The sequence below is a fragment of the Streptomyces sp. NPDC052040 genome (assembly GCF_044548405.1).
Lineage (GTDB): Bacteria > Actinomycetota > Actinomycetes > Streptomycetales > Streptomycetaceae > Streptomyces.
Window position 1 is genome coordinate 363252 of record NZ_JBIUBV010000006.1, and the last position, 26314, is coordinate 389565.

Genomic DNA, 26314 nt, shown 5'->3' on the forward strand with positions numbered 1-26314 from the left:
AACCGCCCCCGCCCGGGGCCGGGGGGGGGTGTGGGGGCGGGCCCCCCCCCCCGGGGGGGGGGGGCGCCCCGGGGGGGGGGGGGGCGGGTGCGCGGGGGGGGGGGGGGGGGGGGGGGGGGCCCCCCCCCCCCGCGGCCTGTTCCTTACGATGCGGGCATGAACCAGCAATCGCCGCAGGCCCGTTGGGAGAACCACACCCAGCGGCCGCTGCTGGCGCTCGCCGTGGTCTTCGCGGCCGCCTACGCCGTGCCGATCGTGGACAGCGGGGCGTCCCGCGCGCTGGCCACCGGGTGCACGGTGGTGGAGTGGGTGGTGTGGGCCGCGTTCGCCGCCGACTATCTGATGCGGCTGGCGCTCAGCGGGCGGCGGCGGGAGTTCGTGCGGACCCACTGGCTCGATCTGTGCGCGGTGGTGCTGCCGATCCTCCAGCCGCTGCGGCTGCTGCGGATGGTGGCCACGCTGATATTGGTGGGCCGCCGGGCGCGGATGGCCTCGCAGATCCGGCTGACCACCTATGTGGCCGGGGCGGTCGTCGGGCTGCTGATGTTCGGTTCGCTGGCCGTGCTCTCGGTGGAGCGGGACTCGCCGCGGGGGAACATCAAGACGCTGGGCGACGCGGTGTGGTGGTCGTTCACCACGATGACGACCGTGGGCTACGGGGACCACGCGCCGACCACCGGACTCGGGCGGATGATCGCGGTCGGGCTGATGCTGTCCGGTATCGCCCTGCTCGGTGTGGTGACGGCGAACATCGCCGCCTGGTTCATCGCGCGGTTCGAGAAGGACGACGTGGAGGAGCGGCGGCAGACGGCGGCGATCGAGGCGCTGACGGAGGAGGTACGGGCGCTGAGGGCGGAGGTCGCCGCGTTGACGGGCCCGCCCGGTGCGGTCACCGCACGGTCGGGAATCCCCGGTGCGGTCGCCGCGCCGTCGGCCGCGGTGTCGTCGGCCGCGTCGCCGTAGAACTCGTCGCGTTCGGCCGCGTCGCCGTAGAGCCAGTCGGCCACGCCGACGTCGGCCGGAGTGCCGTCGGGAGCGATGTCGCCTTCATCCGCCGCCGTCGGTCGTGTCGCTCACGGCCCTGCGCCGCCGGTCAGGCCGACCGCGGCTGCGCGTACGCACGCGCCCGTGCGCAAGGAGACGGGCCCCAGGCCGAAGCCGGGGCCCGTTCTCGTTTCCTCCGGGTCAGAGCAGTCCGTTCCCGGGGGCGGCGGCGCCGGCCAGCCAGATGATGGCCAGCAGGGTGTCGATCCCGCCCAGCACCAGGGCGATGAGGGCCGGCACCGAGCGGGAGCCCGTCCAGCTGCGGCCCATGGCCAGCCAGCCGCAGAGCGCCGCTATCGGTCCGAGGATGATGCCGAGGACGAAGAAGCCCGCGACCGCACAGATGACTCCGACGATCTCAAGCGTTGCGCGATCCGGCCCGGTCCGGGACCACGTCCGGCCCCGTGAGCGGGGGTACCTGCGCGCACTGTTTCCAAAACCCGCCATCATCAACTCCCTGAACTTGTTCTTCAGTTCGGGCCTGATGTGCGGGTACCCCCGACTTCCCGGCCAATTCCTGCCTGCGCGCTGCCCCCCTCCAGCAGCGCGCCGCAGTCGGGCGGTCCTCCGGTCGTACCCCTGTTGACACGGAGGACGTGCCCCACTGTGACCTGCGGCGCGCACGGGCGGGCGGGATCTTTAGCGAGTTCACCCTGATGGGGGAAATCGCCGGGAACTGCGTCAGACGTGCGCGGCTCCCGCTGCCGCCTCCGGGTTGTCGCCGCGCTTGGTGAACAGCGCGACCAGGACGGCGACGGCCGCGACACCGGCGGCGACCAGGCAGGCCAGGCCCATGCCGGAGATGAAGGTGTCGTGCGCGACGCTCGCGATCTTCGCGGCGACCGGGGCGGGCGTGCCCTTCTGCACCGGTGCGATGCCCTGCTGGACCACCTGGGAGATCTGGTCGAGCTGGGCGGAGCCGAGCGGCGGCAGCTTGGCCGCGGTCCAGTTGTCCGGGAGGTCGCTGTCCACCCGGGACGCCATGACCGCGCCCAGGACGGCCGTGCCGAGGCTGCCGCCGATCTGCATCGCGGCCTGCTGGAGACCGCCGGCCACACCGGACAGCTCCATCGGCGCGTTGCCCACGATCACCTCGGTGGCGCCGACCATCACGGGCGCGAGGCCGAAGCCCAGCAGCGCGAACCAGATGGACATGACGCCGGTGCTTGTACCGGCCTCCAGCTTCGACATGCCGAACATGGCGACCGCGGTGAGCAGCATGCCGCCGGCCAGCGGGGTGCGCGGGCCGACCTTGGTGATCAGGGCGCCCGCGACCGGCGATCCGACGATCATCATGCCGGTCAGCGGCAGCAGGTGCAGACCCGCGTTGACGGGGCTCATCCCGTGCACGTTCTGAAGGTAGAAGGTCACGAAGAACAGACCGCCCATGAAGGCGATCGCCATCAGGACCATCAGGACGACACCGGCCGACAGCGGCACCGAGCGGAACAGCCCGAGCGGGATCAGCGGCTCGCGCACCCGGGTCTCCCAGAAGGAGAAGAGGGCGAAGCCCAGCACGGACACGCCGATGAAGCCCCAGGTCTTGCCGTCGCCCCAGCCCCAGGCCGGTGCCTTGATGAGCGCCCAGACCAGGCAGAACATGGCGCCGGACAGCAGCGCGATGCCGAGCAGGTCGAAGGAGCGCGGCGCGTTCTCGGCGCGGTGGTCCTTGAGAATCAGCAGGCCGAGGACGAGTGCGAGGGCGCCGACCGGCGCATTGACGAAGAAGACGGACTGCCAGCCGACGTGCTGGACCAGCAGGCCGCCGACGATCGGACCGCCCGCGGTGGAGGCGCCGATGACCATGCCCCAGATGCCGATCGCCATGTTCAGCTTCTCGGCCGGGAAGGTGGCCCGCAGCAGGCCGAGCGCGGCCGGCATCAGCAGTGCGCCGAACAGGCCCTGGAACACCCGGAAGGTGATGACGAGGGCGATGCTGTTGGACAGCCCGATGGCGCCCGAGGCGGAGGCGAAGCCGACCACACCGATCAGGAAGGTCTGGCGGTGGCCGAAGCGGTCGCCGAGCTTGCCCGCGGTGATCAGGGTGACCGCGAGAGCGAGGAAGTAGGCGTTGGTGATCCATTGGACGTCGGAGAAGCTGGCGCCGAGGTCCTTGGCGATCTTGGGGTTGGCGATGGCCACGATGGTGCCGTCCAGGGCGACCATCATGACGCCGATGGCGACCGAGACCAGAGTGAACCACGGATGCCCGCGCAGCCCGCGGCCCGGCACCTGATCCGGCGGTGCTGCCGACCGGCCGGCCGTCCTGTCCCCCGGCTCCGTCGCGTCGACGGTGGTTTGATTAGTCATGTTTTCGAGATTAGTGACAGCCACTGACAGTTGACAAACCTATTCACAAGTCAGTAACTGTCGCGTCATGCACCGATGGCCCGAACCGGGCGGATGGACAGAAAGAGGCCCCATGGAGACGGCGCCGCGGCCCGGCCTGCGCGAACGCAAGAAGCAGCGCACCCGGGACAGCCTGCTGAGAGCCGCGCTGGAGCTGTTCACCACCCAGGGCTACGAGGCCACGACCGTGGACGAGATCGCGGAGGCCGCGGACGTCTCGCAGCGCACCTTCTTCCGCTACTTCGCGGGCAAGGAGGACGCCGTCTTCTTCGTCCAGTCCCTGGCGGAGTCGCACTTCATGGAGGCGGTGGTCGCCCGGCCGCCCCACGAGGCGCCATTGGAGGCGCTGCGGCACGCCATCCTGGAGGGCTGGGGGACCATAGGCGACGCCATCGAGGAGATCGTCCCGGCCGAGCTGCACTTGCGGACCTATCGGCTGATCGAGTCGACCCCCTCCCTGTTCGCCACCCATCTGCGCCGCTCGGCGGAGCTGGAGGAGCGCATCGCCCGCATCGTCGCCGAGCGCGAGGACGTCGACGTGGACGCGGATCCCCGCCCGCGCGTCGCGGTGGCGGTGTTCGGCGGGGTGATGCGGGTCACGGAGCGGCTGTGGTGCACGGGCCAGGACATAAGCGTGGACGCGCTGCGCGAGCTGACTGCCCGGCACCTGGACGCCGTACGCCCCGCACTGGCCGAAATGTGGCGCACGGACTGACGCCGGACGGCCGGTGCCGATCCCGTGCACGTCAAGTGAATTCCCGTCAGACGAGGCGCGGGCCACGGCCGGTGGAGTGAGGTCACGGTGACACCGCGTGCCGAGTGGCGCACGTCTCATCGACGCAGTGTGACGATCATCGATGAACTGCGCCCGATTTGCCGGAATTTATGGGCGTGAAACGTGAGACGCGTCACTCGGTTAACGCGAGACACGGTCGTTCTCCTAGTGTGTCCTTCCAGTGACTTCCTTCGACACCTCCCCGCAACTCAACGTCTGGCGCGCACTGCTCGCGCTGGCCGTGGTCTTCGTGATGCTCGCGACGACCGGCTGGACCGCCGTGCGCAGCCACCCCGACGCCACGCCCCTCGCGGCCTCGCGTTCCGCGTGGGAGCACGGCCGGATCGCCGGGCGCGACCTGCCGGACCCCGAGGGGTCCCCCGCGCTGCTGGCCCGTTTCTTCGCCTCGCTCGGCCCCCACCAGCGTTCCGCCCTCGCCCACCGCTACCCCCTCGCGGTCGGCAACATGAACGGAGCGCCCGTACAGCTGCGCTACGAGGCCAACCGCACCGCCCTGGACCAGCAGCGCAAGGTCGAGCGCGCCCGGATGCACGACGACCGGCTGTCCTCGGTCGGACAGCAGGAGGCGGGCCGCCTGATGCACCGCTTCGAGGCGCTGAGCGCGCAGGGGCGGCAGATCCTCGCCTTCGACCCGGAGGGCTCCGGCCGGATCGCCGAGGTCATGGGCGACCTGAACACGGCCCGGCGGGTGTCGGTGGTCGTCCCCGGGGTCGACACCGACCTGCTGACCTTCCAGCGCACCTACCGCATGTACTCGGCGCCCGCCGGGATGGCCAAGTCGCTCTACGCGGCGGAGCGCGCCGCGAACCCCCGCAGCCGTACGGCCGTGATCGCCTGGGCCGACTACACCGCGCCCGACGGCCTCGGCATGGAGGCGGCGACCGCGATGCGCGCCGTGGAGGGTTCCGTACGGCTGAACGCGCTGCTCCGCGCCCTGCCGGGCCGGGCGCCCGTCCAGCTGTACTGCCACAGCTACGGCTCGGTGCTGTGCGGGGTGGCCGCGCACACCCTGCCGCCCCGGGTCTCCGACATCACGGTCGCGGGCAGCCCCGGGATGCGCGCCGCCTCGGCCTCCGCCCTGGGCACCACGGCCCGGGTGTGGGCGATGCGGGACGCCGACGACTGGATCCAGGACGTGCCCTACCTGGAGGTCGGGGGCCTCGGCCACGGTGCCGACCCGGTCTCCCGCGGCTTCGGGTCACGGGTGCTGTCCGCACAGGGAGCGAAGGGACATGCCGGTTATTTCGCACCGGGGACCGAGAGCCTGCGCAACTTCGCCGAGATCGGTGTCGGCGACTACCGCTCGGTGGACTGCGCCGACAGCACCGACACCTGCCGGACGGGTTTGTCCGGCACGACGCCGGCCGGACACGCGTAGAACAACAGGAATTGCGGTCTTTCCGGGGAGGCGACGGAGGAGCACGTGCCGCATACGATGAGCCGCATGGGTGACGTACTGGCCGGATTTCATGCCGTCTGGGAGTTCGAGTCCGACTCCGTGCTCATCCGCTTCGAACGGGGCATCCGTGCGCCGAAGCTGTTCCAGGCGCTCGGCGAACGCCGGATCCCGCTGGAGGCGATCGCGGGCGTGACGCTGACCCGGGGCAGGCGCGGGGCCGCCGTGCTGCGCGCGGTGCCACGGCCCGGCGCCGACCCGCTGATGGAGGCGGCGGCCGGACAGCTCAAGGAGGCCGCCGACCCCTACCGGCTGGTCCTGCCCGCCGACCGGCACACCCTCGCCGAGTACTACGCCGACGAGCTGCGGTCCCTGACCGGCGAGGACACCACCCCGGCCGAACGGTTCCTGGTGGCACCCCCCGAGGCGCCGCTGCACTTCAAGGCCTACGACGGGAAGGCGTCCTTCGACGGACGGACCGTGTCCTTCCGCTGGTCCTGGACCGGCGCGTCCTCCGCCAAGTGGAAGGCCGGCGACCAGAACGTCCCGGTCACCGGCCTCAGCGGGGTCGAGTGGCGCTCCCCCGAGGCCCTGGAGGGCCATCTGCGGCTGCTGCGGCGCGACGCGGACACCGGACAGCCGGTGCCGCCGGACCAGGACCCGGCCGCGGTGGTCTTCGGGCTCGGATACGGCCCGGTGCACGAGTCGCTGCCGTTCGCCGCGGCGGTGCTGGCCGCGGTGCGGGCGGCCGGACCCGCGGCCGTGCCCGCCGCCACGGTCCCGGCGGCCCGCCGGGACCCGGCGGACATCGCCGAACGGATCCGGCACCTCGGGGAGCTGCACGAGGCCGGGCTCGTCACCGACGAGGAGTTCTCCGTCAAGAAGGCGGAGCTGCTCGCGGAGCTGTAGCCCGGGGCGCTACTCCCGGCCCGCCGACGCGAACGTCATGTCCGGGTAGCGGTCGCCCGCCACCTTGGCCGCGATCGGCTCCAGCAGCGCCAGCTCCTCGTCCGTCAGCACGATCCGGGTCGCCGCCGTGTTCTCCTCGACCCGGGAGCGCCGGGTCGTGCCCGGGATCGGCACCACGGCGAGGCCGTGCACCGCGCTCCGCTGCTGCACCCAGGCCAGCGCGATCTGGGCCAGCGAGACGCCGTGCGCCTGCGCGACCGTGCGGACCGGCTCCAGGAGCGCCTGGTTGGCGGTCGCGTTCTCACCGGTGAGGCGCGGCATCGTACGGCGGAAGTCCTGGTCGGTGAGGTCGGTCTCGGCGTTGGCGAAGGAGCCGGTGAGGAAGCCGCGGCCCAGCGGCGAGTACGGCACCAGGGCCACGCCCAGCTCCTGGGCGGCCGGCACCACATGCGCCTCGATGTCCCGGCTGAACAGGGACCACTCCGACTGCACGGCGGCGATCGGGTGGACCGCCTGGGCGGCGCGCAGCTCACCGGCCGTGACCTCGCTCAGCCCGAGGTGCTTCACCTTGCCCTCGCGCACCAGCTCCGCCATGGCGCCGACGGTCTCCTCGATCGGCACGTTCACATCGCGGCGGTGCATGTAGTAAAGGTCGATCACCTCGACGTCCAGGCGCCTCAGGCTCGCCTCGACGCAGGCGCGGATGTAGGACGGGTCATTGCGGACGATCCGCTTCGTGGGGTCGTCCGGCGGGATCGAGAGCGCGAACTTGGTGGCGATCACGACCTCGTCCCGGTGCGCCTTGAAGAACGGCGACAGGAACGTCTCGTTCTCCCCGGAGCCGTAGGCGTCCGCGGTGTCATAGAGCGTGATGCCCAGTTCGAGCGCCCGCTCCAGTGCGGCGCGCGCCTCCCCGGCGTCCGTGGGGCCGTAGGCCCAGCTCATCCCCATGCAGCCCAGGCCCTGCGCGCCCACCTCGGGGCCGTCGCTGCCGAGCCGCACCCGTGCGATCCTGCTGTCCGTCATCGGGACCTCTCCGACGCCGGGGCGTGCCCGGCGTCCGCGTAGAAATCGATCTTCCGGTTGAGCACCGCCAGCGTGTCCTGGAGTTCCGCGATCCGGGCGAGAACGTCCCGGCGGGTGGCCTCCAGGAGCTCGTAGCGCTCGCCGTAGGTGTGTTGTCCGGCCCGCACCAGTTCGGCGTAGCGCACCATGTCGGCGACGGGCATTCCGGTGAGTCTGAGCTTGCCGACCAGGTCGAGCCAGTCCAGGTCGGTGTTGCAGTACCGGCGCTGGCCGGTGTGGGAGCGGTCGATGTGGGGCATCAGCCCGATCCGCTCGTACCAGCGCAGGGTGTGCGCGGTGAGGCCGGTGAAGGCGACGACCTCGCTGATCGTGTAGCTGTCCCGGCCGTCGGGGCGGGGGTGCCGTTCGGTCGGTTCGGAGCAGACGTCGGTCGCGGGGTCGGCCGCCTCGGGCAGGGTCTCCATCACCGTCATGCCCCCACGCTAAAACCTTGGAGTGCACTCCAAGCAAGCAGAATCCGGCGAATTCCCGAAGCCCCTGCGAGCCCGGGTGACTACCGTGCGCCTCATGACCCTTGTACGCCGGGCCCTGCCCGAGGATGCCGCCGAACTGCTGCGACTGCGCCAGGTGATGCTGGACGCGCTGTACTCCGCCGACTCCGCCCCGTGGCATGCGGAGTCCCTGCCGACCCTGCGCCGCCGCCTCGGTGCGGCGGACGAGGGCTTCGCCGCCTTTGTGATCGACAGCCCCGACCGCCCCGACACGCTTGCCGCGCTGGCCGTCGGAACGGTCGAGTACCGGATCGGGCGGCCGGGCAATCCGCAGGGCCGGGCCGGGCACGTCTTCAGTGTGGCCACCGATCCCGGCGCCCGGCGGCGCGGCTATGCCCGGGCCTGCATGGAAGCGTTGCTGGGGTGGCTCCGGGAGCAGGGGGTGCGCAATGTCGATCTGAACGCCTCCGCGCAGGCCGAGCCGTTGTATGCCGCGTTGGGTTTTGTGCGCAAGCCCGACCCCTCGATGCGGCTGACGCTGTGAGCCGCATAGGCTCGGGCGCATGTCCCTCCAGAGCCTGGCGCTGACCGAGAACTGGCCCGTTCCCACCGCCGCCGCGGCGGTCGTCCGCGCGGACGGCACCGTGCTCGGCACCCGCGGGCCGGTCGGCCACCGCTTCCCGCTGGCCTCCGTCACCAAGCCGCTCGCCGCCTACGCGGTGCTCGTCGCGTACGAGGAGGGGGCCGTCGAGCTGGACGAGCCCGCCGGGCCGGACGGAGCGACGGTGCGCCATCTGCTGGCGCACACCTCCGGTCTGGCGTTCGACGAGCACCGGATCATGTCGGCGCCCGGGGAGCGTCGGCTGTACTCCAACGCCGGGTTCGAGGTGCTGGGCGACCATGTGGCGAAGGCGACGGAGATCCCGTTCGCCGAGTACGCCCGGCAGGCGGTCCTGGAGCCGCTCGGCATGGCCTCGACCGCCCTCGACGGCTCCCCCGCCAAGGACGGCGTCTCCACGGTCGCCGACCTGGTGCGCTTCGCCGCCGAACTCCAGGCACCCCGGCTCCTTGACCCCCGCACGGTCGCCGAGGCGATGACCGTGCAGTACCCGGGCACCAAGGGCGTCCTGCCGGGCTACGGGCACCAGAACCCCAACGACTGGGGCCTCGGCTTCGAGATCCGCGGCGCCAAGTCGCCGCACTGGACGGGGCGTTCGTCCTCGCCCGGGACCTTCGGGCACTTCGGCCAGTCCGGCACCTTCCTGTGGGTGGACCCGGCGGCGGGCGTGGCGTGCGTGGCGCTGACGGACCGGGCGTTCGGGCCCTGGGCGGTCGAGGCGTGGACGCCGTTCACGGACGCGGTGCTGGCGGAGGTACGGGGCTGAGGGCCGCCCACCCCGGGCCCGGCCACCCCCGGCCCGGCCGCCCGGCGGCTCGCCCCGGGCTCAGCCTGCGGCCATCTCCCACATCAGCAGCTCCGCGCCCACCGGGTCGCCGACCGCCTCCAGGTCCCGGGCATCCGTGATCCGGGCCGCGTCCCCCGGGCCGAGATCCGGCCCGCCCAGCCGTACACCGCCGCGCACCACGTGCAGATACGCCCGGGCCGCGTCCGGTACCGCCGTGCGCTCCCCCGGGGCCAGCCGCCGGACGTGGAGGAGCGCGCCCGCCCCGGGAACCGCGTACGGGGTGGAGTCCGCGATGCCGTGCACCACCTCGTAGGAGGGCTCGCCGCCCGGCTCCAGCGGGGCCAGCCACATCTGCACGAAGACCAGGGGGACGGCGGCGTCGTTGCGCTCGGTGTGGCGGACCCCGTCGGCCGCGCTCAGCCGCTGGACGTCGCCGGGGCGCACCACCGTGCGGTGGCCGGTCGAGTCGCGGTGGGTCAGCTCCCCCTCCACCACCCAGGTGACGATCTCGGTGTGGCTGTGCGGGTGCTCGTCGAATCCGGCACCCGGTGCCAGCCGCTCCTCGTTGCAGGCGAGCACCGCGCCGAACCGCAGGTTGTCCGGGTCGTAGTGGGGGCCGAAGCTGAAGGCGTGCAGGGACTCGATCCCCGAGGCCGGGTCCCCTCCGCGGTAGCGCTCACCGGCGCGCCGTACGTCCATCACAGCGTCCACCGTAGTCCCGCGCGTCTCCCCCACTGGGACCCGCCGCCGCACTGCCCCGTCCCGATAAGGCAGTCTTGTCCCCGTGCCCGAACCCGAAGCCACCCATCCCGAGCCCGCAGCGCATTCCGTCCATTCGCACGCCGCGACCCTGAAGCGGCTGGAGAAATCGTCCGGAAGCCTTGCCGCGCAGGCCATCGCGCGCATGGACGAGACGCTCTCGTGGTATCGGGCGATGCCCCCGGAGAACCGGTCCTGGATCGGCCTGGTGGCACAGGCGGGCATTGCCGCCTTCACCGAGTGGTTCCGGCACCCGGACGCCCCGCAGGCCATCTCCACCGATGTCTTCGGGACCGCGCCGCGCGAGCTGACCCGGGCCATCACCCTGCGGCAGACCGTGGAGATGGTGCGGACGACCATCGAGGTCATGGAGTCGGCCATCGACGAGGTGGCCGCCCCCGGCGACGAGTCGGTGCTGCGCGAGGCGCTCCTCGTCTACGCCCGGGAGATCGCCTTCGCCACCGCCCAGGTCTACGCCCAGGCCGCCGAGGCACGCGGCGCCTGGGACGCCCGGCTGGAGTCGCTGGTGGTCAACGCGGTGCTCAGCGGTGAGGCCGACGAGGGCGCCGTCAGCCGGGCCGCCGCGCTCGGCTGGAACTCCCCCGACCATGTGTGCGTGGTGCTGGGCACGGCACCCGACGGGGACAGCGAGCTGACGGTCGAGGCCATCCGGCGGGCCGCCCGGCACGCCAAGCTCCAGGTGCTCACGGGGGTGCTCGGGGACCGGCTCGTGGTGGTCGCGGGCGGCAGCGACAATCCGCTCGCCGTCGCCAAGTCGCTGATCGGACCCTTCGCCGCGGGCCCCGTGGTCGCCGGGCCGATCGTGCCCGACCTGCTGGCCGCGACCCGGTCCGCGCAGGCCGCCGCCGCGGGCCTCAAGGCGTGTTCCGCCTGGCAGGACGCACCGCGCCCGGTCCTGGCCGACGATCTGCTGCCGGAACGCGCGATCGCCGGTGATCCGAGCGCGCGCGAGCAGCTGGTGGAGGAGATCTACAGACCGCTGGAGGAGGCGGGATCCGCACTCCTGGAGACGCTCAGCGTGTATCTGGAGCAGGCGTCCAGTCTGGAAGGCGCCGCCCGCATGCTCTTCGTTCACCCGAACACCGTGCGCTACCGGCTCCGACGTGTGACTGACGTCACCGGATGGTCGCCTTCTGATGTACGCTCCGCGTTCACGTTGCGGATCGCACTGATCCTGGGGCGTCTGGCCGAGGGAGATCCCCAGACCTAGCCTTTTGTTGGGGGCCCACAAAACCCCCTGCCGTTCTTCGTCCTTGTCCCCACGGGCGGCCCCGGCCGTCCCCAAGAGAGAGTGTGAGAGTGCTCGTACTCGTCGCTCCCGGCCAGGGCGCCCAGGCGCCCGGCTTTCTGACTCCCTGGCTCGACCTCCCCGGCGCCGCCGACCGCGTCGCGGCCTGGTCGGACGCCATCGGGCTCGACCTCGCCCACTACGGCACGCAGGCCGACGCCGACGCCATCCGTGACACCGCCGTGGCCCAGCCGCTGCTGGTCGCCGCGGGTCTGCTGTCCGCCGCGGCACTGGGTGACATCACCCCGGGCGCGGTCGCCGGACACAGCGTCGGCGAGATCACCGCGGCCGCCTTCGCCGGCATCCTCGACGACACGGCCGCGCTGCGCCTGGTCCGCAAGCGCGGTCTGGCCATGGCCGAGGCCGCCGCCAGCACGCCCACCGGCATGTCGGCCCTGCTCGGCGGCGAGCCCGCGACGACGCTCCCGCACCTGGAGAAGCTGGGCCTGACCCCGGCGAACGTGAACGGCGCCGGGCAGATCGTCGCCGCAGGCACCCTGGAGCAGCTGGCCGCGCTGGCGGAGGACAAGCCCGAGGGCGTACGCCGGGTGGTGCCGCTGAAGGTCGCCGGTGCGTTCCACACCCACCACATGGCGCCCGCGGTCGACCGGCTCGCGGAGGCGGCCGAGGCGCTCACGCCCGCCGACCCGCGGATCACCTACGTCTCGAACAAGGACGGTCAGGCCGTCGCCACCGGGGCCGAGGTGCTCCAGCGGCTGATCGGCCAGGTGGCCAACCCGGTCCGCTGGGACCTGTGCATGGAGACCTTCGAGAAGCTGGGCGTCACGGCGCTGATCGAGGTGTGCCCCGGCGGCACCCTCACGGGTATCGCCAAGCGCGCGCTGCCGGGTGTGCAGACGCTGGCCCTGAAGACCCCTGACGACCTCGACGCCGCTCGCGACCTGGTCGCCGAGCACAGTGCCTGATTAGGAGCCCGAGAGCATGTCGAAGATCAAGGCGCGGAAGGGTGCTCCGTACGCGCGCATTCTCGGGGTCGGCGGCTACCGTCCGGTCCGGGTGGTGCCCAACGAGGTGATCCTGGAGAAGATCGACTCCTCCGACGAGTGGATCCGCTCCCGCTCCGGCATCGAGACCCGGCACTGGGCGAACGAGGACGAGACCGTCGCCGCGATGTCGGTCGAGGCGGCCGGGAAGGCGATCGCCGACGCCGGGATCCCCGCCGAGCGGATCGGCGCGGTCGTCGTCTCCACCGTCTCGCACTTCAGCCAGACCCCGGCCGTCGCCACCGAGATCGCCGACAAGCTCGGCACCGACAAGGCCGCCGCCTTCGACATCTCGGCCGGCTGCGCGGGCTTCGGCTACGGCCTCACCCTCGCCAAGGGCATGATCGTCGAGGGGTCCGCGGAGTACGTCCTCGTCATCGGCGTGGAGCGGCTGTCGGACCTGACGGACCTGGAGGACCGGGCCACCGCCTTCCTGTTCGGCGACGGCGCGGGCGCGGTCGTGGTGGGCCCCTCCGAGGAGCCCCACATCGGCCCGACCGTCTGGGGCTCGGAGGGCGACAAGTCCGAGACCATCAAGCAGACGGTGCCCTGGAACGCGTTCCGGCTGGGCGACATCTCCCAGCTTCCGCTGGACAGCGAGGGCAACGTCAAGTTCCCGGCCATCACACAGGAGGGCCAGGCGGTCTTCCGCTGGGCCGTCTTCGAGATGGCGAAGGTCGCCCAGCAGGCGCTGGACGCGGCCGGGATCACCGCGGACGACCTGGACGTCTTCATCCCGCACCAGGCCAATGTGCGGATCATCGACTCGATGGTGAAGACTCTCAAGCTGCCGGAGCACGTCACGGTCGCGCGTGATGTGCGGACCACCGGCAACACCTCGGCCGCCTCGATCCCGCTCGCGATGGAGCGGCTCCTGGCGACCGGCGAGGCGAAGAGCGGCGACACCGCGCTCGTCATCGGCTTCGGGGCGGGTCTCGTGTACGCCGCGACGGTCGTTACCCTCCCCTAGGCACTCCGTGCCGGATCATCCGGTCCGGCACGGGAGCTGCACACACCTGCCGCCGACGCGGCGGGCGCCACACCCTCTGGATAATTACGAAGGAGCGCCTGACATGGCCGCCACTCAGGAAGAGATCGTCGCCGGTCTCGCCGAGATCGTGAACGAGATCGCCGGGATCCCCACCGAGGACGTCCAGCTGGACAAGTCCTTCACCGACGACCTGGACGTCGACTCGCTGTCCATGGTCGAGGTCGTCGTCGCCGCCGAAGAGCGCTTCGACGTCAAGATCCCCGACGACGACGTGAAGAACCTCAAGACCGTCGGCGACGCCGCCGAGTACATCCTCAAGCACCAGGCCTGATCGACCGATCACCTGGGCAGACAGCCCAGCGCCGGGCCGACGGCCCGGTAAAACGGGCCGTTGCCCCGCCACCCGGCGGTGGCGCCGCTGAATCCTCGCATCCGTTGGAGAAAGAATTCCCGTGAGCTCGACCAATCGCACCGTGGTCGTCACCGGTATCGGCGCAACCACACCGCTGGGTGGCGACGCGGCCTCTACCTGGGAGGGTCTGGTCGCCGGCAGGTCCGGAGTCCGTCCCCTGGAGCAGGACTGGGCCGCCGAGCAGGCGGTCCGTATCGCCGCGCAGATCGCGGTGGAGCCGTCGGAGGTCATTCCGCGGCCGCAGGCCCGCAGGCTGGACCGCTCGGCGCAGTTCGCGCTGATCGCGGCCAAGGAGGCCTGGGCGGACGCCGGTTTCACCGAGAAGGCCGGTGAGGGCGCGGACATCGACCCCGACCGTCTCGGCGCGGTCATCGCCTCCGGCATCGGCGGCGTGACCACCCTGCTCGACCAGTACGACGTGCTGAAGGAGAAGGGCGTACGCCGTGTCTCCCCGCACACCGTCCCGATGCTGATGCCGAACGGCCCCTCCGCCAATGTGGGTCTGCTCGTCGGCGCCCGCGCCGGTGTGCACACCCCGGTCTCCGCCTGCGCCTCGGGCGCCGAGGCCATCGGCTACGCCATCGAGATGATCCGCACCGGCCGCGCCGATGTCGTGGTCGCGGGCGGCACCGAGGCGGCCATCCACCCGCTGCCGATCGCCGCGTTCGGCAACATGATGGCGATGTCCAAGAACAACGAGAACCCGCAGGGTGCCTCCCGTCCCTACGACGTCGACCGCGACGGCTTCGTCCTCGGCGAGGGCGCGGGCGTGCTGGTCCTGGAGTCCGCCGAGCACGCCGCCCGGCGCGGTGCCCGTGTCTACGCGGAGGCCGTCGGACAGGGCATCTCCGCGGACGCCCATGACATCGTGCAGCCGGAGCCCGAGGGCCGCGGCATCTCGCACGCCCTCCAGAACCTGCTGGACCACAGCGACCTGGACCCGGCGGAGATCGTGCATGTGAACGCGCACGCCACCTCCACCCCAGCCGGTGACATCGCCGAACTGAAGGCGCTGCGCAAGGTCTTCGGCGACGACGCGGACCACATGGCGGTCTCCGCGACCAAGTCGATGACCGGTCATCTGCTCGGCGGCGCGGGCGGTGTGGAGTCGGTGGCGACCGTCCTCGCGCTCTACAACCGGCTGGCCCCGCCGACGATCAACCTCGAGAACATCGACCCGGAGGCCGAGGCCAACGCGGACGTGGTCCGCGGCGAGGCCCGCAAGCTGCCGGCCGAGGGCCGGGTCGCCGCGCTGAACGACTCGTTCGGCTTCGGCGGCCACAACGTGGTGCTGGCGTTCCGCACCATCTGACCCGGGCCGTCCCCGACGGCCGTGCGAAGGGCCCCCGCGAATCCGCGGGGGCCCTTTCGTACGAACGGGTGACGCGCCGAGGGGCGCGCGGGGTGACGGCCGGTCAGACGACCTGGTGCAGCCAGCGCACCGGGGCGCCCTCTCCCGCGTAGCGGAAGGGTTCCAGTTCGTCGTCCCAGGGCTTGCCGAGCAGCTTGGCGAGTTCGGCCTCCAGCTCGCTCTCGCCGCGCTGGGAGCGCACCAGGGCCGCGCGCAGCCGGTCCTCGGGGATCAGGATGTCCCCGTGGATGCCGGTGACCGCGTGGAAGATCCCGAGGTCGGGGGTGCAGCTGTAGCGCTCGCCCTCGGCGGTCGGGCAGGGCTCCGCGGTGACCTCGAAGCGCAGCAGATGCCAGCCGCGCAGCGCGGAGGCGAGTTTGGACGCGGTGCCCGCCTCTGCCTGCCAGGAGAACTCCGACCGCCAGGTGCCGGGTGCGGCGGGCTGGCGGATCCAGTCGAGACTGACGCGCGCCCCGAGCACGCCCGCGACGGCCCACTCGACATGCGGGCACAGTGCGCGTGGCGCGGAGTGCACGTACAGGACTCCACGTGTCGTCACCTGAACCTCCGGGCAGACCGCGACATCTTGTAACTTTACGGAACGGGCGTGGCAGGGCGGCCACGGGGCGAGGCTACCGTGCGGCGGCGCAAGGAGTGTGACGTACCGTCGGTCCCGGTGCCCTCGAACCCCGAGGTTTCACCCAAGGGGACGCGGGGCTGACCCAGCGTGTTCGAATGCCGCCCGAACAACTGCGGGCGATCCGTGCGCGGACCGGCTGCGTGCGACGACGAACGAAACGAGGGGACAGGGGATGCGGAAACCGGGCCGTGGCTCTCGGGCCGTCGCCGCCGTGGCGGTGGCGGCCGTTCTGGGACTCGCGGGCTGTGACTCCTCCGGTGGCGGCGGTGCCGCTCCGCGGGGCGGCACCGCCCCGGTCTGGAACCGCGCCCCCGACTCGATCGCCGCGGTGGGCGACTCCATCACCCGCGGCTTCGACGCCTGCACGGTGCTGTCCGACTGCCCCCAGGTCTCGTGGGCGACGGGCAGCGACACCGCGGTGGACAGTCTCGCCGTACGGCTGCTCGGGGCGGCCGGGGCCGAGGAGCGCAGCTGGAACTACGCGGTGACCGGGTCCCGGATGGCGGATCTGCCCGCGCAGATCATGCAGGCGGTGCCGCGGCGGCCGGAGCTGGTGACGGTGATGGTGGGCGCCAACGACGCCTGCCGTTCCACCGTCTCCGCGATGACCCCGGTGGCGGCCTTCCGCAAGCAGTTCCAGGCGGCCCTGGACTCGCTGCGCGCCTCGCTGCCGAAGACCCAGGTATATGTGTCCAGCGTGCCGAACCTGAAGCGGCTGTGGTCGCAGGGCCGCACCAGCCAGCTGGGCAAGCAGGTGTGGAAGCTGGGCATCTGCCCGTCGATGCTGGGCGACGCGGACGCGCTGGACGCGCGGGCGAACAAGCGGCGTGACGCGGTGCAGGCGCGGGTGGAGGCGTACAACCAGGTGCTGAAGGAGGTGTGCGCCAAGGACCGGCGGTGCCGCTTCGACGGCAACGCGGTCTTCGACTACCGCTTCGGGACGGGGCAGTTGAGCCAGTGGGACTGGTTCCACCCGAGCCGGGACGGTCAGGCCCGCCTCGCCGAGATCGCCTACCGGACGGTCACCGCGAAGAAGCCGGTGGCTTAGGGAGGGCCTAAGGTTCGCTCATGAGCGAACCTTTCGGCGCACTTCCCGACGGCACCCCGGTCCTGCGGTGGACCCTTGAGCGGGGCGGGGTCCGGGTGCGGGTGCTGTCGTACGGCGGGATCGTGCAGTCCGTGGAGGTGCCGGACCGTGACGGGCGGCGGGCGGACGTGGTGCTGGGCTTCCCGGACCTGGAGGGCTATCTGCGCCATCCGGAGCCGTATCTCGGGGCGCTGGTCGGCCGGTACGCCAACCGCATCGCGGGGGCGCGTTTCACCGTGGACGGCCGGGACTGCGTACTCGCGGCGAACGACGGGCCGAACTCGCTGCACGGGGGCCTCGAGGGCTTCGACAAGCGGGTGTGGCGGGCGGAGCCGGTGGAGCACGGGGTGCGGCTGTCCCGGGTGAGCCCGGACGGCGAGGAGGGCTTCCCGGGGCGGCTCGACGTCTCGGCGACCTACACCCTCGACGAGCGGGGCGCGCTGCGGATCGCCTACGAGGCCGTCACGGACGCGCCGACCGTGGTGAACCTGACGAACCACTCCTACTGGAACCTGACCGGTACCGGCCGCCCGGCCGGGCACGAGCTGTGGATCGCCTCCTCCCGGTACACCCCGGTGGACGCGGCGCTGATCCCGGCCGGCGCGCCCGCCGAGGTGGACGGCACCCGGCTGGACTTCCGGACGGCCCGCGAAACCGGCCCGGGCTACGACCACAACTTCGTCCTCGACAAGGGCCCGACCACAGCCCCGGTCGAGGTCGCCGGGCTGAGCGACCCGGTGTCGGGGCGGATGCTCACGGTGGCCACGACCGAGCCCGGGCTCCAGCTCTACACCGGCGACCACCTCGGCGCCCCGCTGGCCCCCGGCGCCGGAGTCGCCCTGGAGACCCAGGCCTTCCCCGACTCCCCGAACCGCCCGGACTTCCCCAGCACGGTGCTCAGGCCCGGCGGGGTGTACCGGTCGGAGACGGTGTACGGCTTCTCGGTGCGCTAGGTCCTGCTCGGTGTGACGGCGCCATATCGGTGCGCCCGTACCGCGGGGCGGGCGCGGGCGGGGACGAGCCCCGGCCCGGGGTCAGGTCCCGGACCGGGGCTGCTCATGGGGCGACCCCGTGCCCCGCACCAGACGGTAACCGCCGGGGCGGTGACGGCGGACGGGGATCGGCCGCCCGTCCGCAACCTCGTACGAACCCTTCACACACCCCCACACGGGTCCGCCGTCCCCTTGCCCGGGCACCATGGCCCCGCCCGCCCCCCGCACGGAATACTGCGACGCGTCCGGCACCACGCATTCCACGTGACGGAAGGACGGCAACTCCCGTGCATGCGATACGCGTTCGGATCGGCATCCTCGGACTGGCCCTGCTCGCGGGGCTCGGGGCCCCCGGCGCCGCGGCGGCGGCCCCGGCCTCCGCGGCGACCGTGGAGGAGCAGCGGCTCGACCGTCCGGTCCCGCAGGAGATCCTCAGGCGTTCCGGCTTCGACTCCCTGCCTCCGCGGCTGGCGCGGTCCCTCGCGGAGGCCCGTTCCTATGCGCAGGCCGAGCGGGCCGTGGAGCGCCAGGGGTCCCTGCTGTGGCGGCGGGCGGTGGACCGGGCGCAGGGGCGGGGCCCCGCGGGCGGTGATCTCGCCCGGGACGACGACCGGCCGCTGTACTGGGCCCGGCTCGGGATGAGCCGGGAACTGCGGACCTGGGAGCCGGGGTTCGCGCTGTCCGGTGCCGGGCGGGAGCAGCTGCTGTCGGAGCTGGAGGCCGCCTCCCGCGGTCAGGACGCCGTGCGCTTTCCGCCGGGCCGGGCCGTGAAGCGGATTCTGGTCACCGGGTTCGACCCGTTCACCCTGGACCGGGACATCCGTATCTCCAATCCTTCGGGTGCCGCCGCGCTGGCGCTCGACGGCACCACGGTCCGTACGGCCGGGGGACCGGCGCGCATCGAGGCCGTGCTCTTCCCGGTCCGCTGGCAGGACTTCGCCGAGGGGACCGTGGAGCGCGTCCTCGGGCGGCAGCTGCCGCGGGTGGACCTCTTCACCACGGTGAGCCAGGGCCGGCCGGGGCGCTTCGACGTGGAGCGGACCAACGGGGCGTGGCGGGGCGGCTTCGCGGACAACGACGGCATCGGCCGGACGGGGACGATCCCGGTCGACGACCCGGCCACCCAGCCGCAGTGGACCTCGACGACGCTGCCGTACCGGGCGGTCGTCTCCGCGGCCACCGGGCGCTTCCCCGTCGTCGACCACACCGAGGTCACCGAGATCCCGGCGGGCGGTGGCGGCCCCGTCGTACGACCGGACGGGCCGACGCCCGGGTCCTCGGCGCGGGCCGGGGGCGGCGGCGACTACCTGTCCAACGAGATCGCGTACCGGGCGACGCTGCTGCGGGACCGGCTGGGGCTGCACGACCGGCTGCCGGGCGGCCATCTGCACACGCCGGTGCTGGAGTTCGGGGCGGGGAACACGGACCCGGCGACCGGTTCCGTCACCGATCCCGGCTTCGAGCAGAACCGGCGGGACATCGTGGACCAGGTGCGGGCGATCGTGACGTCGGCGGCGGACGCGGCCTTCGGCACCGGGGTCAGGACCGGCTGACCCGCTCCTCCTCGGGGGACCGGGTGTCCGCCCCCTCGTCCCCGTCTCCGTCGTCGCCGTCGCGGCCCGTCTCCTCGCCCAGCAGGTCGCGGGCCAGCAGGGTGGCGCCCGCGACGGCGCCCGGCATCAGGAGGACGGCGGCGACGGGGACGAGGAAGGCGAGTCCGAGGGGGGTGCCGAAGCCCCAGACGAGCAGCTTGCGGGAGCGCAGCAGGGCCAGGCGCGCCCGGAGTTCGACGCCCCGGCGCTGGAGGGCGACGGCGGTGAGTTCCTCGGTGAGGAAGAAGCCGGTGACGAAGAAGCCGAGCACCGGGACCACGGTCTGGCCCACGAAGGGGAGCAGGCCGAGGGCGAACAGCAGCAGGCCCCACAGGGCGGCGCGGACGAGGATGCGGAGGCTGTCCCGCGCGGATATCCACAGTTCGCGGTGGAGGGGCAGGTCCGACTGCGGGGCGGTGCCGTCCGGGGAGACATCGCGGTCCACCCGCTCCGAGAGGCTCTCGTAGAAGGGCTGGCCGACCAGGAGGGCGACGGCGGTGAAGGTGAGGACCGCGAGGAGCAGGGCGAGGGCGAACAGCACGACGGTGAGGAAGCCGCGGAAGAGGCCGGTCCATGGGCCCGGCCAGCCGTCGGCGAAGGGGGTGGCCCAGGTGACGGCGGACTCGCCCCAGACGACCAGGGCGGCGAGCGCGGCCCCGTAGAGCACCAGGGTGATCAGTCCCGGCAGAAGGCCGAGACCGTAGCTCCGCCTGTGCCGGGCCATCCATCGCTGGCCTTCCAGAAGGTGTCCGAAACCCGCCCCGAGATCGCGCATGGACGGAACTTTACCGATCCGGCCGGACGGCTCCCGTCCGGGCCGGGCCAGGGGAAAGGCCGCGCCCCACGTCCAAGGGCACGGCCTTTCCCCGTACGCAACGACGCCGGTCGGCGCGGGTCACGGGCTCCGTCAGAGCTTGACGATCATCTTTCCGGTGTTGTCGCCGCGCAGGACCCCGAAGAACGCCTCCAGGTTGTTCTCGATGCCTTCGAGGACGGTCTCGCGGTACTTCAGCTCGCCGGAGCGGATCCAGGCGCCGACCTCCTGGACGAACTGCGGCTGGAGGTCGTAGTGGTCGCCCACGAGGAAGCCCTCGATCCGGCCGCGGGTCTGGATGAGCCGGGCGAGGTTCTTCGGGCCGGGCGCGGGCTCGGTGTTGTTGTAGACCGAGATCATGCCGCAGACGGCGATCCGGCCGCCCTGGTTGAGGGAGCCGACGGCGGCTTCCAGGTGGTCGCCGCCGACGTTGTCGAAGTACACGTCGACACCGTCCGGGGCGGCCTGGCGCAGCTGCTCGCTCACCGGGCCGTTGCGGTAGTTGAAGGCGGCGTCGAAGCCGTACTCCTCGACCAGCAGCTTGACCTTCTCGTCCGAACCGGCGGAGCCGATGACCCGGGAGGCGCCCTTCAGCTTGGCGATCTGCCCGACCTGGCTGCCGACGGCGCCAGCGGCACCGGACACGAAGACGGAGTCGCCCTCCTTGAAGGCGGCGACGCGCAGCAGGCCCGCATAGGCCGTCAGACCGGGCATGCCGAGCACGCCGAGGTAGGTGGACAGGGGCGCGGCCTCGGGGTCCACCGTGACGACGGTCCTGGCGTCCACGACCGCGTACTCGCGCCAGCCGGAGAAGTGCAGGACGTGGTCGCCGGGCTCGATGCCGTCGACCCGGGAGACGAGGACCTCGCCGACCGCGCCGCCCTGCATCGCGCGGTTCAGGTCGTAGGGGGCGGCGTAGGACTTGGCGGCGCTCATCCGGCCGCGCATGTACGGGTCGACGGAGAGGTACTCGTTGCGCACCAGCAGCTGCCCCTCGCCCGGCTGCGGCACCTCGGCCTCGACCAGGGCGAAGTCCTCGGGCTTGGGCCAGCCGACCGGGCGGTTGAGCAGGTGCCATTCGCGGCTGACGGCGGGGAGGGCGGGAGTCTCGGACATGGGGCCTTTCCTTACGTGGGGGACGTGGGGGACATGGACGCCGGAAATACTTCACTGTCTGAAACAACCATGCTCCTGAATATTTCAGGATGTCAAGTAAGGGGGTACCCTGGAGGGCATGGCCACGCAGAAGACGCCCCGGATCGACCCCCTGACGCTGGAGGTCGTGGACCTCATCGGATCGGTCGTGGCCCGCTACCACGAGGAGTACGAGCAGGCGGCGGCCGAGCACGCGCTGACCGGGGCGCAGGCGCGTCTGCTGGGTCTGCTGACGCTGGAGCCGCTGCCGATGCGCAGGCTGGCGCAGCAGCTGAAGTGCGAGCCCTCCAATGTCACCGGCATCGTGGACCGGCTGGAGGCGCGGGGCCTGGTGGAGCGCCGCCCGGACCCGGCGGACCGCCGGGTGAAGCTCGCGGCGCCGACGGAGGAGGGCCGCAGGGTGGCCCGCGGCCTGCGCAGCTCCCTCGACTTCGCCCGCGAACCCCTCGCGGGACTCTCCCCCGACGAACAGCTCGCCCTGCGCGACCTGCTGCGCAGAATGCTGGGGCTCCCTGCACAGGAGGACTGACATCTCCCTGCGCAGGGGGACTGACGGACGGCTTGTCTACGGCTGTCGCGGCGCCGGTCGCGGGTCCGGACCTAGGTGCACCACCACAGGAACCGGTTGCATGTCTTCGTCGGTGACGGCTGGGGGTGCGCGGTCGTCGGTGCCGGGTACGCGGGCGGTGTGGTGGCCGGGGCTCCGGTCGCGGTCGTGGTGGGGGCCGCGGTGGGGCCGCCCGGCCGGGCGGTCGGGGCGGCCGGCGGGGTGGATCCGGCGCTCTCCCGGTCCTGCCCGGACTCCTTGTCCGTGGCGGACGCGGACGGTGACGGGGACGCCGAGGACGAGGCCGACGCGGCGGACGCAGGGGCCACGCGTGCGTCCTCGACGCCCCCCGACGGGCCGGTGGTCTCGCCCGGGGAGGCCGCCGCGTCCGTCGTCGCCTCCTCGGCCGTCGCGGTCCTCGGGGCCGATCCGGGTGCCTCCACGCCGAGTTCGGCCAGGCTCAGTCCCCCGGCCGCGAGCAGCAGCCCGGTGCCCACGAACAGGACCCGCCGTCGGCGCCGCCGGTGCGCGGCGGCCTTGCGGTCACGCCGTCCGGAGCGCGTGCCGCCGTCACCGGACACCCCGCGCCCTTTACGGCGCCCCCGGCCGCCGGGACCGCCGGAGCCGTGGGGCCCGCCGGAGCCGTAGGGCACGTCGGGACCGTGTTCCTCGTGGGGGGTGTCCGCGAGGGGGGTGTCCGGGAGGGGGCGCGCATCCTCGGGGTACGCGCTCAGCTCCTCGGCCGGAGTGCCGCACCCCGGGCAGGCGAGGGCGCCGTTGAGGTGCCTTCGGCACGGGTCGCAGTAGTCCATGACGCCGGAAGACTAAGTTCCGGAAAGGTCACGTTCCTAGGCTCCGCGGTGAAGGTTCTGTGGGGACCGAAAAAACTCTCGAACACCGGGTCCCCTTCGTGTTGAACACCGCCGCCCCCCGCTCCGTATGAGAGGGCGGCCCGCGCTCCCCCGCGCGGGCCACCCCAGGACAACGGGCCCCCCGTCCCCCGCCGGGCCCGCCCATACGGAGGTTCCATGGCCGAGAGCGCCACCTCGCTGTTCCGCTCCACGGCGGCCCGGGGCCGCTCGATGGCAGCACTGACCCGGGACAGCGGGGACGGGACCGGTCCGGTGGACTTCTGCATCCCCTGCAACCCCTACTTCCCGACACCCGCCATGTTCGACGAGCTGGCGGGGCGGCTGCGGGAGATCATCACGTACTACCCGAGCGACGCGGACACCGTCACCGCCGAGCTGTGCGAGCTGCTCCAACTCCCGCCGCAGTGCGTGGCCATGGGCAACGGCTCCACGGAGCTGATCACCTGGATCGACCATCTGCTGGTCCGCGAGTCGCTCGCCGTCCCGGTCCCCACCTTCGGCCGCTGGACCGACCAGCCCATGGAGACCGGCAAGCGGGTCGACATGTTCCCGCTCCAGGAGTCCAGCGGCTTCACCCTGGACCTCGCCCAGTACGCGGAGTTCATCCGCAAGCGCGGCACCCGCGTCGCCGTGGTCTGCAATCCGAACAACCCCGACGGCGGCTTTGTGCCCCGGCAGACGCTGGTGCAGTTCATGGACGCGATGGCGGACCTGGACCTGGTCGTGATCGACGAGTCCTTCCTGGAGTTCGCCGACGCCGAGAACGAGTCCAGCGTCGTCCAGGACGCCCTGCTGCGCCCGAACGCCGTCGTGCTGCGCAGCCTCGGCAAGAACTTCGGACTGCACGGCGTACGGTTCGGCTATCTGGTCGCCAACCCCGCCCTCGCCCATCGGATCCGCTCGGCGCTGCCGAAGTGGAACCTCAACTCCCTGGCTGAGCAAGTGGTGTTCATGCTCAGGGAGCACGGGGCCGAGTATCTGGAGAGCCTGCACCAGGTCCGCCGGGACCGCCTGGACATGTCCCGGCGGCTCTCCCAGCTGCCCGGTCTGACGGTCTACCCGTCCCAGGGCAATTTCCTCTTCGTGCGCCTCCCGGTGGGCGCCGAGGGCACCGTGGTCCGCGACCGGCTGCTGTCCGAGCACCGGATCCTGGTCCGCGAGTGCGGCAACACGATCGGTTCGTCCAGCCGCTTCCTGCGCCTCGTGGTGCGCCCCCAGGTGGACGTGCGTCGCCTGGTGTCCGCACTGGAGCAGGTGCTCTACGGGGCCGGGAAGGAAGCCGCCGTACCCGGGCCGGGCGCGGGGACCGCCTACAGCTCGGGTACGGCGGCCGTGGACCGGCTGGTCAGCGAGACCAACGGGACGGGGCTGCCGGGCATCGCCGCCCAGGCCGCGGCCATGCCGCAGCCGAGCCCCGGCCCGGCCCGCGCGCAGGCCCTGCCCCTCGCAGCACCCGTACCGGCCCCGGCCCCCGCGGCGGCCGCCGTGGCCCCGATGAGCGTCCCCGCCGCCCCGGCGCCGCCCCCGGCTCCGGTCCCGACCCCGGCCCCGATGGCCGCGCCCGTCGCGCTGCCGATCGCCGCACCCATGCCCGCTCCGGTGCCTCCGTCCGTACCGGCGCCCGCGCCCATGCCCGCACCGACCGCCGCTCCGCTGCCCGCGCAGGTGCCCCCGGTACCGGCCATGCCACCGGGGATCCCCCCGGCCTACTTCCCGCAGCCGGGGATCGCGCAGGTGCCCGCGGCCGGGCTGCAAGCCGTGCCAGGGACCGGTCTCCAGGCCGTACCCGGAACCGGGCTCCAAGCCGTGCCGGGAACCGGACTGCCCGGCCTCGCGCCCGTCGCACCGAACCGGCGCGGCATGCCCGCCGCGGGGGGCCTCACGGCGGCCCAGGTCCGCGGCCGCACCCAACCGGAACCGGCCCCGGAGCCCCTGGGCTGGCCGGCCGCGGGCGGGATGTACAACCAGGTCGGCTGAGCCGCGCCGTCGGACACTGCGCCGTCGGACACTGCGCCGTCGGACACTGCGTCACCGGACACGACTGCATCGGATACGGCGACATCGTGTTGCCGTATGACCGATTTGCACCCATAGCCACTAAAGCACCGCTTTATTGTTATCAGGCACCCAATGGGGCGCTCGCTCAAAATGGGCCACTTACCCGCTGAAGCGCCGGATTAAGTGCAATCGCAAAGCCCACATTCCCATTTCGAGACCCGCGTGACGCACTTCACTTACGAAGCTGCCTAGTTCTTTATGCGGCGCTTAATGGCCCGGATTCACCACCAGAATCCGACTCGGGTGCACGTCCGACAACTAGCCCGCTTAGTGCAGACGGTAATTGTCTAGTTATTAACGGCGGCTAAGAATGTCCCCGCCGCAGGGCATCGCAAACGAATTGCGGTGCTGTTTGTCGAGGGGAACCGGCAACTGCGCACGATGCACACCTTGGAATGAGGACCGCACCATGCCCCGTCACGCCGCTAAGCGCTCGTCCCGGACACGCCGGTTCTCCGCCGGTGGCGCCGTCACCGTCGGCACCGTCGCCATGGCCTGCACGGCCCTGTTCGGTACGGCCGCGTCCGCCCATGCCGCCACCCCGGTGACGACCGCCACCGTGGCCGGCACCGCCGCGACGACGTACACCGTCAAGCCCGGCGACCACCTCGCCTCGATCGCCCGCGCCCTCAAGGTGCCCGGCGGCTGGCAGGCCATAGCCTCGGCCAACAGCCTGACCAGCCCATACGTCCTTGAGCCGGGCCAGGTCCTGACCCTGCCCGCCGGGTCGGCCGCCTCCGCCGCCCCCGCACCGGCCGCCCCCGCCGCCGCTCCGGCCAAGGCCGCGGGCACGGCCACGGCCGCCACCCCGGCCAAGGCCGCCGTCGCCACCGGCACCCAGGGCTACGCCGACAACCTGGACGGCTGGATCAAGGAATCCCTGGCCGTTCTGAAGCAGCACGGCATTCCCGGAAGCTACGACGGCATTTACCGCAATGTGATCCGCGAGTCCTCGGGCAACCCGCAGGCGATCAATCTGTGGGACTCCAACGCGGCCGCCGGTATCCCCTCCAAGGGCCTGCTCCAGGTGATCCAGCCGACGTTCAACGCGTACCATGTGCCGGGTACTTCGTGGAACATCTACGACCCGATCGCCAACATCACCGCCGCGTGCAACTACGCGTACCACCGCTATGGCTCGATCGACAACGTGAACGGCGCCTACTGACAGGTCCGAAGCGTGTGTGCGGGGTGGGGGGGGGGCGCCGCCCCGGCGCCCCCCCCCCCCCCCCGCCCCGCCGGGGGGGGGGGCGCGCGCCGCGCCCCCCCCCCCATACCACCGGCGCCCCGCCACGCCGGGCCCCTCCGAGGGCC

Annotated in this window: 26 protein-coding genes; 17 read left to right on the plus strand and 9 right to left on the minus strand. The window is 72.3% G+C overall.

What is annotated here, in order from left to right:
* Positions 1 to 156: 156 nt before the first annotated feature.
* Positions 157 to 963, plus strand: coding sequence for a potassium channel family protein (locus ACIHAA_RS16070; protein WP_399817360.1), 807 nt, complete (start codon positions 157 to 159; stop codon positions 961 to 963).
* A 222-nt stretch (positions 964 to 1185) separates the two neighbouring features.
* Here the strand turns inward: ACIHAA_RS16070 and ACIHAA_RS16075 are convergent, their stop codons facing one another.
* A complete protein-coding gene (locus ACIHAA_RS16075) occupies positions 1186 to 1494 on the minus strand; it encodes a small hydrophobic protein (protein ID WP_399817363.1) in 309 nt (102 codons plus the stop codon).
* A 231-nt stretch (positions 1495 to 1725) separates the two neighbouring features.
* A complete protein-coding gene (locus ACIHAA_RS16080; protein ID WP_399817366.1) occupies positions 1726 to 3354 on the minus strand; it encodes an MFS transporter in 1629 nt (542 codons plus the stop codon).
* A gap of 112 nt (positions 3355 to 3466) precedes the next feature.
* Here ACIHAA_RS16080 and ACIHAA_RS16085 point away from each other — a divergent pair, with 112 nt between their 5' ends.
* The 3 genes from ACIHAA_RS16085 to ACIHAA_RS16095 all read left to right on the plus strand — a co-directional run bounded on the left by ACIHAA_RS16085 (position 3467) and on the right by ACIHAA_RS16095 (position 6494).
* Positions 3467 to 4108 (plus strand): TetR family transcriptional regulator, encoded by a 642-nt coding sequence (locus ACIHAA_RS16085; RefSeq protein WP_399817368.1) that lies wholly within the window; start codon positions 3467 to 3469, stop codon positions 4106 to 4108.
* A 241-nt stretch (positions 4109 to 4349) separates the two neighbouring features.
* Positions 4350 to 5567, plus strand: a complete 1218-nt coding sequence (locus ACIHAA_RS16090; protein WP_399817370.1) for an alpha/beta hydrolase — start codon at positions 4350 to 4352, stop codon at positions 5565 to 5567.
* A gap of 66 nt (positions 5568 to 5633) precedes the next feature.
* Positions 5634 to 6494, plus strand: coding sequence for a DUF4429 domain-containing protein (locus tag ACIHAA_RS16095; RefSeq protein WP_399817372.1), 861 nt, complete (start codon positions 5634 to 5636; stop codon positions 6492 to 6494).
* A 9-nt stretch (positions 6495 to 6503) separates the two neighbouring features.
* On the opposite strand, the gene ACIHAA_RS16100 is transcribed toward ACIHAA_RS16095, so the two are convergent.
* Complete coding sequence (locus ACIHAA_RS16100; protein WP_399817374.1) at positions 6504 to 7520, minus strand: aldo/keto reductase; 1017 nt, start codon at positions 7518 to 7520, stop codon at positions 6504 to 6506.
* Positions 7517 to 7993 carry a MerR family transcriptional regulator gene (locus tag ACIHAA_RS16105; RefSeq protein WP_399817376.1) on the minus strand — a complete coding sequence of 159 codons (477 nt, stop codon included), beginning with the start codon at positions 7991 to 7993 and terminating at the stop codon, positions 7517 to 7519. Before ACIHAA_RS16105 ends, ACIHAA_RS16100 begins: the two co-directional genes overlap by 4 nt.
* 94 nt (positions 7994 to 8087) lie before the next feature.
* Here ACIHAA_RS16105 and ACIHAA_RS16110 point away from each other — a divergent pair, with 94 nt between their 5' ends.
* Positions 8088 to 8555 carry a GNAT family N-acetyltransferase gene (locus ACIHAA_RS16110; protein WP_399817378.1) on the plus strand — a complete coding sequence of 156 codons (468 nt, stop codon included), beginning with the start codon at positions 8088 to 8090 and terminating at the stop codon, positions 8553 to 8555.
* Positions 8556 to 8574: 19 nt separating this feature from the next.
* The gene (locus ACIHAA_RS16115) at positions 8575 to 9396 is read left to right on the plus strand and encodes a serine hydrolase domain-containing protein (protein ID WP_399817380.1); all 822 of its coding nucleotides are present in this window, start codon (positions 8575 to 8577) and stop codon (positions 9394 to 9396) included.
* Positions 9397 to 9456: 60 nt separating this feature from the next.
* Here the strand turns inward: ACIHAA_RS16115 and ACIHAA_RS16120 are convergent, their stop codons facing one another.
* Positions 9457 to 10116: a pirin family protein gene (locus ACIHAA_RS16120; protein ID WP_399817449.1), complete on the minus strand. Its 660-nt coding sequence runs from the start codon at positions 10114 to 10116 to the stop codon at positions 9457 to 9459.
* 85 nt (positions 10117 to 10201) lie between these two features.
* On the opposite strand from ACIHAA_RS16120, the gene ACIHAA_RS16125 reads away from it, so the two are divergent.
* From ACIHAA_RS16125 to fabF, 5 genes are all read left to right on the plus strand, one after another.
* Positions 10202 to 11407: a PucR family transcriptional regulator gene (locus tag ACIHAA_RS16125; RefSeq protein ID WP_399817382.1), complete on the plus strand. Its 1206-nt coding sequence runs from the start codon at positions 10202 to 10204 to the stop codon at positions 11405 to 11407.
* 89 nt (positions 11408 to 11496) lie between these two features.
* On the plus strand, positions 11497 to 12411 hold the full coding sequence (locus tag ACIHAA_RS16130) for an ACP S-malonyltransferase (protein ID WP_399817384.1): 915 nt from the start codon (positions 11497 to 11499) through the stop codon (positions 12409 to 12411).
* A 16-nt stretch (positions 12412 to 12427) separates the two neighbouring features.
* Entirely contained in the window at positions 12428 to 13459 is a 1032-nt protein-coding gene (locus ACIHAA_RS16135) for a ketoacyl-ACP synthase III (RefSeq protein ID WP_399817386.1), read from the plus strand.
* A 103-nt stretch (positions 13460 to 13562) separates the two neighbouring features.
* Positions 13563 to 13811, plus strand: a complete 249-nt coding sequence (locus tag ACIHAA_RS16140; RefSeq protein WP_043440034.1) for an acyl carrier protein — start codon at positions 13563 to 13565, stop codon at positions 13809 to 13811.
* A gap of 121 nt (positions 13812 to 13932) precedes the next feature.
* Positions 13933 to 15204, plus strand: coding sequence for a beta-ketoacyl-ACP synthase II (gene fabF, locus ACIHAA_RS16145; RefSeq protein ID WP_399817388.1), 1272 nt, complete (start codon positions 13933 to 13935; stop codon positions 15202 to 15204).
* 103 nt (positions 15205 to 15307) lie between these two features.
* Here fabF and ACIHAA_RS16150 read toward each other — a convergent pair whose 3' ends face one another.
* Positions 15308 to 15802, minus strand: coding sequence for a DUF3145 domain-containing protein (locus tag ACIHAA_RS16150; RefSeq protein ID WP_399817390.1), 495 nt, complete (start codon positions 15800 to 15802; stop codon positions 15308 to 15310).
* Between the two features lie 253 nt (positions 15803 to 16055).
* Between ACIHAA_RS16150 and ACIHAA_RS16155 the strand changes: the two genes are divergently transcribed.
* The 3 genes from ACIHAA_RS16155 (at position 16056) to ACIHAA_RS16165 (ending at position 19515) form a co-directional block, all read left to right on the plus strand.
* Positions 16056 to 16931, plus strand: coding sequence for an SGNH/GDSL hydrolase family protein (locus ACIHAA_RS16155; RefSeq protein ID WP_399817392.1), 876 nt, complete (start codon positions 16056 to 16058; stop codon positions 16929 to 16931).
* Positions 16932 to 16951: 20 nt separating this feature from the next.
* A complete protein-coding gene (locus ACIHAA_RS16160) occupies positions 16952 to 17923 on the plus strand; it encodes an aldose epimerase family protein (protein ID WP_399817393.1) in 972 nt (323 codons plus the stop codon).
* A gap of 326 nt (positions 17924 to 18249) precedes the next feature.
* Positions 18250 to 19515, plus strand: a complete 1266-nt coding sequence (locus ACIHAA_RS16165) for a pyroglutamyl peptidase (protein WP_399817395.1) — start codon at positions 18250 to 18252, stop codon at positions 19513 to 19515.
* Here ACIHAA_RS16165 and ACIHAA_RS16170 read toward each other — a convergent pair.
* Entirely contained in the window at positions 19502 to 20329 is an 828-nt protein-coding gene (locus ACIHAA_RS16170) for an EI24 domain-containing protein (protein WP_399817397.1), read from the minus strand. The two genes, ACIHAA_RS16165 and ACIHAA_RS16170, sit on opposite strands and share 14 nt — an antisense overlap.
* Before the next feature lie 132 nt (positions 20330 to 20461).
* Positions 20462 to 21484, minus strand: a complete 1023-nt coding sequence (locus tag ACIHAA_RS16175) for an NADP-dependent oxidoreductase (protein WP_399817399.1) — start codon at positions 21482 to 21484, stop codon at positions 20462 to 20464.
* Between the two features lie 118 nt (positions 21485 to 21602).
* Between ACIHAA_RS16175 and ACIHAA_RS16180 the strand changes: the two genes are divergently transcribed.
* Positions 21603 to 22052, plus strand: a complete 450-nt coding sequence (locus ACIHAA_RS16180) for a MarR family winged helix-turn-helix transcriptional regulator (protein ID WP_399817401.1) — start codon at positions 21603 to 21605, stop codon at positions 22050 to 22052.
* Between the two features lie 71 nt (positions 22053 to 22123).
* Here the strand turns inward: ACIHAA_RS16180 and ACIHAA_RS16185 are convergent, their stop codons facing one another.
* Positions 22124 to 22882: a hypothetical protein gene (locus ACIHAA_RS16185; RefSeq protein WP_399817403.1), complete on the minus strand. Its 759-nt coding sequence runs from the start codon at positions 22880 to 22882 to the stop codon at positions 22124 to 22126.
* 216 nt (positions 22883 to 23098) lie between these two features.
* Between ACIHAA_RS16185 and ACIHAA_RS16190 the strand changes: the two genes are divergently transcribed.
* Together ACIHAA_RS16190 and ACIHAA_RS16195 are read left to right on the plus strand one after the other, a co-directional pair.
* Positions 23099 to 24919, plus strand: coding sequence for an aminotransferase class I/II-fold pyridoxal phosphate-dependent enzyme (locus ACIHAA_RS16190; protein ID WP_399817404.1), 1821 nt, complete (start codon positions 23099 to 23101; stop codon positions 24917 to 24919).
* 490 nt (positions 24920 to 25409) lie between these two features.
* Entirely contained in the window at positions 25410 to 26168 is a 759-nt protein-coding gene (locus ACIHAA_RS16195) for a LysM peptidoglycan-binding domain-containing protein (protein ID WP_399817406.1), read from the plus strand.
* Positions 26169 to 26314 lie beyond the last annotated feature (146 nt).

Excerpts from the sequence above, each read along its gene's own strand:
- ACIHAA_RS16070 (WP_399817360.1), top strand. The coding sequence starts at position 157 with ATGAACCAGCAATCGCCGCAGGCCCGTTGGGAGAACCACACCCAGCGG.
- ACIHAA_RS16075 (WP_399817363.1), bottom strand. The coding sequence starts at position 1,494 with ATGATGGCGGGTTTTGGAAACAGTGCGCGCAGGTACCCCCGCTCACGG.
- ACIHAA_RS16080 (WP_399817366.1), bottom strand. The coding sequence starts at position 3,354 with ATGACTAATCAAACCACCGTCGACGCGACGGAGCCGGGGGACAGGACG.
- ACIHAA_RS16085 (WP_399817368.1), top strand. The coding sequence starts at position 3,467 with ATGGAGACGGCGCCGCGGCCCGGCCTGCGCGAACGCAAGAAGCAGCGC.
- ACIHAA_RS16095 (WP_399817372.1), top strand. The coding sequence starts at position 5,634 with ATGGGTGACGTACTGGCCGGATTTCATGCCGTCTGGGAGTTCGAGTCC.
- ACIHAA_RS16100 (WP_399817374.1), bottom strand. The coding sequence starts at position 7,520 with ATGACGGACAGCAGGATCGCACGGGTGCGGCTCGGCAGCGACGGCCCC.
- ACIHAA_RS16105 (WP_399817376.1), bottom strand. The coding sequence starts at position 7,993 with ATGACGGTGATGGAGACCCTGCCCGAGGCGGCCGACCCCGCGACCGAC.
- ACIHAA_RS16110 (WP_399817378.1), top strand. The coding sequence starts at position 8,088 with ATGACCCTTGTACGCCGGGCCCTGCCCGAGGATGCCGCCGAACTGCTG.
- ACIHAA_RS16115 (WP_399817380.1), top strand. The coding sequence starts at position 8,575 with ATGTCCCTCCAGAGCCTGGCGCTGACCGAGAACTGGCCCGTTCCCACC.
- ACIHAA_RS16120 (WP_399817449.1), bottom strand. The coding sequence starts at position 10,116 with ATGGACGTACGGCGCGCCGGTGAGCGCTACCGCGGAGGGGACCCGGCC.
- ACIHAA_RS16135 (WP_399817386.1), top strand. The coding sequence starts at position 12,428 with ATGTCGAAGATCAAGGCGCGGAAGGGTGCTCCGTACGCGCGCATTCTC.
- ACIHAA_RS16140 (WP_043440034.1), top strand. The coding sequence starts at position 13,563 with ATGGCCGCCACTCAGGAAGAGATCGTCGCCGGTCTCGCCGAGATCGTG.
- ACIHAA_RS16155 (WP_399817392.1), top strand. The coding sequence starts at position 16,056 with ATGCGGAAACCGGGCCGTGGCTCTCGGGCCGTCGCCGCCGTGGCGGTG.
- ACIHAA_RS16160 (WP_399817393.1), top strand. The coding sequence starts at position 16,952 with ATGAGCGAACCTTTCGGCGCACTTCCCGACGGCACCCCGGTCCTGCGG.
- ACIHAA_RS16170 (WP_399817397.1), bottom strand. The coding sequence starts at position 20,329 with ATGCGCGATCTCGGGGCGGGTTTCGGACACCTTCTGGAAGGCCAGCGA.
- ACIHAA_RS16175 (WP_399817399.1), bottom strand. The coding sequence starts at position 21,484 with ATGTCCGAGACTCCCGCCCTCCCCGCCGTCAGCCGCGAATGGCACCTG.
- ACIHAA_RS16180 (WP_399817401.1), top strand. The coding sequence starts at position 21,603 with ATGGCCACGCAGAAGACGCCCCGGATCGACCCCCTGACGCTGGAGGTC.
- ACIHAA_RS16185 (WP_399817403.1), bottom strand. The coding sequence starts at position 22,882 with ATGGACTACTGCGACCCGTGCCGAAGGCACCTCAACGGCGCCCTCGCC.
- ACIHAA_RS16190 (WP_399817404.1), top strand. The coding sequence starts at position 23,099 with ATGGCCGAGAGCGCCACCTCGCTGTTCCGCTCCACGGCGGCCCGGGGC.
- ACIHAA_RS16195 (WP_399817406.1), top strand. The coding sequence starts at position 25,410 with ATGCCCCGTCACGCCGCTAAGCGCTCGTCCCGGACACGCCGGTTCTCC.